The sequence below is a fragment of the Methylobacterium sp. B1 genome (assembly GCF_000333255.1).
Classification (GTDB): Bacteria; Pseudomonadota; Alphaproteobacteria; order Rhizobiales; family Beijerinckiaceae; genus Methylobacterium; species Methylobacterium fujisawaense.
This window is the reverse complement of record NZ_BACT01000259.1, coordinates 1-3,195: the sequence shown is the minus strand read 5'-3', so window position 1 is coordinate 3,195 and position 3,195 is coordinate 1. Positions and strand designations below refer to the sequence as shown.

The window sequence follows — 3,195 nt, the reverse complement described above, 5'->3', positions numbered from 1 at the left end:
CTTGCCCAGCCGCAACTCGATCTCGGCGGTTTTCAGCGAGTCCTTCACGGCCTCGCTCTCNTGGTGCTCCAGGAGACGCTGTTGCTCCTTGGCCTTCACCGCGGCATCGACCTTCGATTGCGCCTCCGCGAGGCGGCGCGGAATCAGATAGGCGATGGTGCCCATCAAGACGCTCAGGACGGCGAAGGGCAGGAACGGCATCCCGGGCAGGATCGCGAAGACCAGCATCAGACCCGAGGCGACGAACAGCGCCCGCGGATAGGCGCCGAGCTGGCCGAGGACGGCCTGCTCGGCGGTTCCGCGCGTCCCCCCCTTGGACACGAGAAGGCCCGCGGCCAGGGACACGATGAGGGCCGGAATCTGCGAGACGAGTCCGTCACCGACCGAGAGCTTGGTGAAGACGTCGGCGGCCTTGCCCAGCGGCAGGCTGTGACGGGTGACGCCGATGATGATGCCGCCGAAGATGTTGACCGCGATGACGATCAGGCTGGCGATGGCTTCGCCGCGCACGAACTTCGAGGCGCCGTCCATGGATCCGAAGAACGCGCTCTCCTCCTCCAGCTCGCGCCGACGCCGCTGCGCCTCCTTGTCGTCGATGAGGCCGGCTGAGAGATCGGCGTCGATCGCCATCTGCTTGCCGGGGATCGCGTCCAGGGTGAAGCGCGCGCCGACCTCGGCGATGCGCGTGGCGCCCTTGGTGATCACGAGGAAGTTGACCGTGATCAGAATGGCGAACACCACGAGCCCGATCACGAAGTCGCCGCTCATCACGAACTGCGAGAAGCCCTGGATGACGTGGCCGGCCGCGTCGACGCCCGCATCCCCGTTGGACAGGATCAGCCGCGTCGTCGCGATCCCGAGGGCCAGACGCAGCAGCGTCGCGATCAGCAGGATCGTGGGAAAGGACGAGAATTCCAGCGGTTTGTGGATCCAGAGCGCGACCATGAGGATCAGCACCGAGATGGCGATGGAGAGCGCCAGCCCGATATCGATCAGCACGGCCGGAACGGGCAGGAACAGGATCGCGAGGATCGCGATGATGCCGATCGCGAACCAGACATCCCGCCGGATTCGTCTGTCCGGCGCGAGCGCTTGTACGGCCGATGCCACGCTCTCACCCCCTCGTGTCGTGATGGGACTTCTGGATCATCAAGCTTGCGCCTGCATGGCGTCAGTCCGCGCACCCGGCTCCGATGCCCGGGCGGCGCGCCTTGCGCGCCGCCGCGTCCGACGTGCCGCGCGCAGACCCCCCTCCGCCTTCGACGCCGCTCATTCCGACACCGCGCGGAAGCCTGTCACGATCCGGCCGTAGACCATCTCGGTGAAGGCGTAGATCTGGCCGCCCACGAAGGAGCCGCTGACGATCATCACCAGCAGGACGACCACGATCTTCGGGACGAAGGTGAGGGTGACCTCCTGGATCTGGGTCAGCGCCTGGAACAGGGCGATCAGGATCCCCACCACCATCGCGGCCCCGACCGCCGGCCCCGAGGCGACGATGATCGTCCAGATGGCGGCGCGGACGAGTTCAAGGGCGTCGATCTCGTTCATGGGGCCGGACGGGGATTCTCGCAGGGGCATTCGAGAGAGGCGGACGTTCGCCGGAAACCGTCTGGCCGGCAGACGGGCTCGACTCGGTCTGATGGGGTGAGTTCGGTCTGCGCCGACGCTCCGGCGTCATCGCCTCCGCGAGCCCTTGCGGATGTCGGATCGGAGGCCTGCCGGGATCGCAGCGGCCCGCGCGCGCCATCGATTCCCGTCCAAGCCGCGCCCTGCTGGGCCGCGGCTGGCGGTTCAGGCCGGCGTGTCGACTGCGATCGCCGCGAACGTTGCGATGACGCGGATGCCGGCTCGTCGAACGATCGCGCATGCCGTGGCATTGGGGCCGCCGACCGGCTGCCGTCAGGCCGGGGACGGTTCTAGGACACGGTCAGGCCGGATTCGTAGGGGACATCCTGGCCGCTATCGAGATGTACGATCAGGCCGTCCTTCGTCACCCGCGCGGACGTGACTGTTCCCGTGACCGATCCGTCCGCGGAGGTGACGGTGTGCCCGATGAGATTGCTGGCCTGGGACAGACTCGAGGAGGTGAGCAAGGCATCGAGCTTGCTATTCATGTTCACGCTCTGCTCAACCTGCGAGAATGTCGCGAGCTGGCCCATGTAATCCGTCGATTTCATCGGCGCCGTGGGATCCTGGTTCTTCATCTGCGCCATGAGGAGCTTGAGGAAGGTGTCGTAGTTCAGAGTCGACGGCTTCGCGGCCGGGGCCGTTCGGGCCGCGACATTCGCGGTTGACGGGTTCGTAGATTGGGTTGCCGGTATGGACATGGCTCGACCTCCGTCTGGTTTCGGCGCCTATTCCCTGACGGTTCGTCAGGCGACCTGATGAGTGAGACTGTTCGAGTTCGGTCGGGATGGCGCGTCTTCCGGTTCGAAGACTCCGCGCAGCATCCGCAGGACCTCGAACGGCCGACCCCGGTTGAGGAGGTCGCGCGCCGCTGCGAGCGCCGCAACGACGGCGCGATCAGGAGTCTGAGCCAGGATCGTCTGCTCGACTTTATCGTAAGCCTGTCGGACTTGGCCGGCATTGCTGGGATCGATCAACATGGCCTGGGCGATGAAGTAGAGCTGGCGCAGCGGCGTCTTCGCCTGCTCGACCTGCAGCACATGGGCTTCGAGAAGAAAGGTCGCGTCGTTGAGCAGCTCGATCGTGACCTTGCGGTCCACTCTGAGAACGGCCCCGTTGATGAAGATGCGCTCCTGGCCTCGCAGGCTGAGATTGATCGAGCGGCTCATTGGAGACCATCGCGGATCAGCGTATTGACGTAGATGAGAGCCTCGAACCCCGTCGCATCGCCGCGGAGGATCTGGTCGGTCTGGCTCAAGTTCCACAATCCGATGGAGATCAGGTCCGCCCGCAATTGCGCCGGCAGCGCGTTCTCGGGATTGGCGAGATCATCGATGAGCATGCTCCAGAGGCGCTGCAGGAAGCTGATGGCCTCCTGACGCAGTTCCGCCGATGCAGGGGCGGCCTCGGCCTCCTTCATCAGAGCGATGGCCCGATCGAAGGCCGCCCGTTCCCGCTCCCGGGCGAGGGTGGGTGAATCGTCCAAGACTTCCGTGTAGGCTTCCGCGTAGGACGCGCCGTACATTGCCGATCTGCCTATCGAATTGAAGCGTTGCCGCAGTGATG

Annotated in this window: 5 protein-coding genes; all 5 read right to left on the bottom strand. The window is 65.6% G+C overall.

The genetic code is table 11. The features are described from left to right. On the bottom strand, positions 1-1,110 hold a 1,110-nt coding region (locus tag I53_RS07510; RefSeq protein ID WP_043348592.1), incomplete at its 3' end, for an FHIPEP family type III secretion protein. 159 nt (positions 1,111-1,269) lie between these two features. After that, positions 1,270-1,551, bottom strand: a complete 282-nt coding sequence (gene fliQ / locus I53_RS07505) for a flagellar biosynthesis protein FliQ (RefSeq protein WP_043348590.1) — start codon at positions 1,549-1,551, stop codon at positions 1,270-1,272. A gap of 368 nt (positions 1,552-1,919) precedes the next feature. Beyond that, positions 1,920-2,330: a flagellar hook assembly protein FlgD gene (flgD, locus tag I53_RS07500; RefSeq protein WP_043348587.1), complete on the bottom strand. Its 411-nt coding sequence runs from the start codon at positions 2,328-2,330 to the stop codon at positions 1,920-1,922. A 45-nt stretch (positions 2,331-2,375) separates the two neighbouring features. Then, on the bottom strand, positions 2,376-2,798 hold the full coding sequence (gene flbT / locus I53_RS07495) for a flagellar biosynthesis repressor FlbT (protein ID WP_043348585.1): 423 nt from the start codon (positions 2,796-2,798) through the stop codon (positions 2,376-2,378). After that, positions 2,795-3,195, bottom strand: a 401-nt coding sequence (flaF, locus tag I53_RS07490) for a flagellar biosynthesis regulator FlaF (RefSeq protein WP_251982251.1), incomplete at its 5' end; no start/stop codon positions are given. The genes flaF and flbT, both read right to left, overlap by 4 nt.

Excerpts from the sequence above, each read along its gene's own strand:
- flgD (WP_043348587.1), bottom strand. The coding sequence starts at position 2,330 with ATGTCCATACCGGCAACCCAATCTACGAACCCGTCAACCGCGAATGTC.
- flbT (WP_043348585.1), bottom strand. The coding sequence starts at position 2,798 with ATGAGCCGCTCGATCAATCTCAGCCTGCGAGGCCAGGAGCGCATCTTC.
- fliQ (WP_043348590.1), bottom strand. The coding sequence starts at position 1,551 with ATGAACGAGATCGACGCCCTTGAACTCGTCCGCGCCGCCATCTGGACG.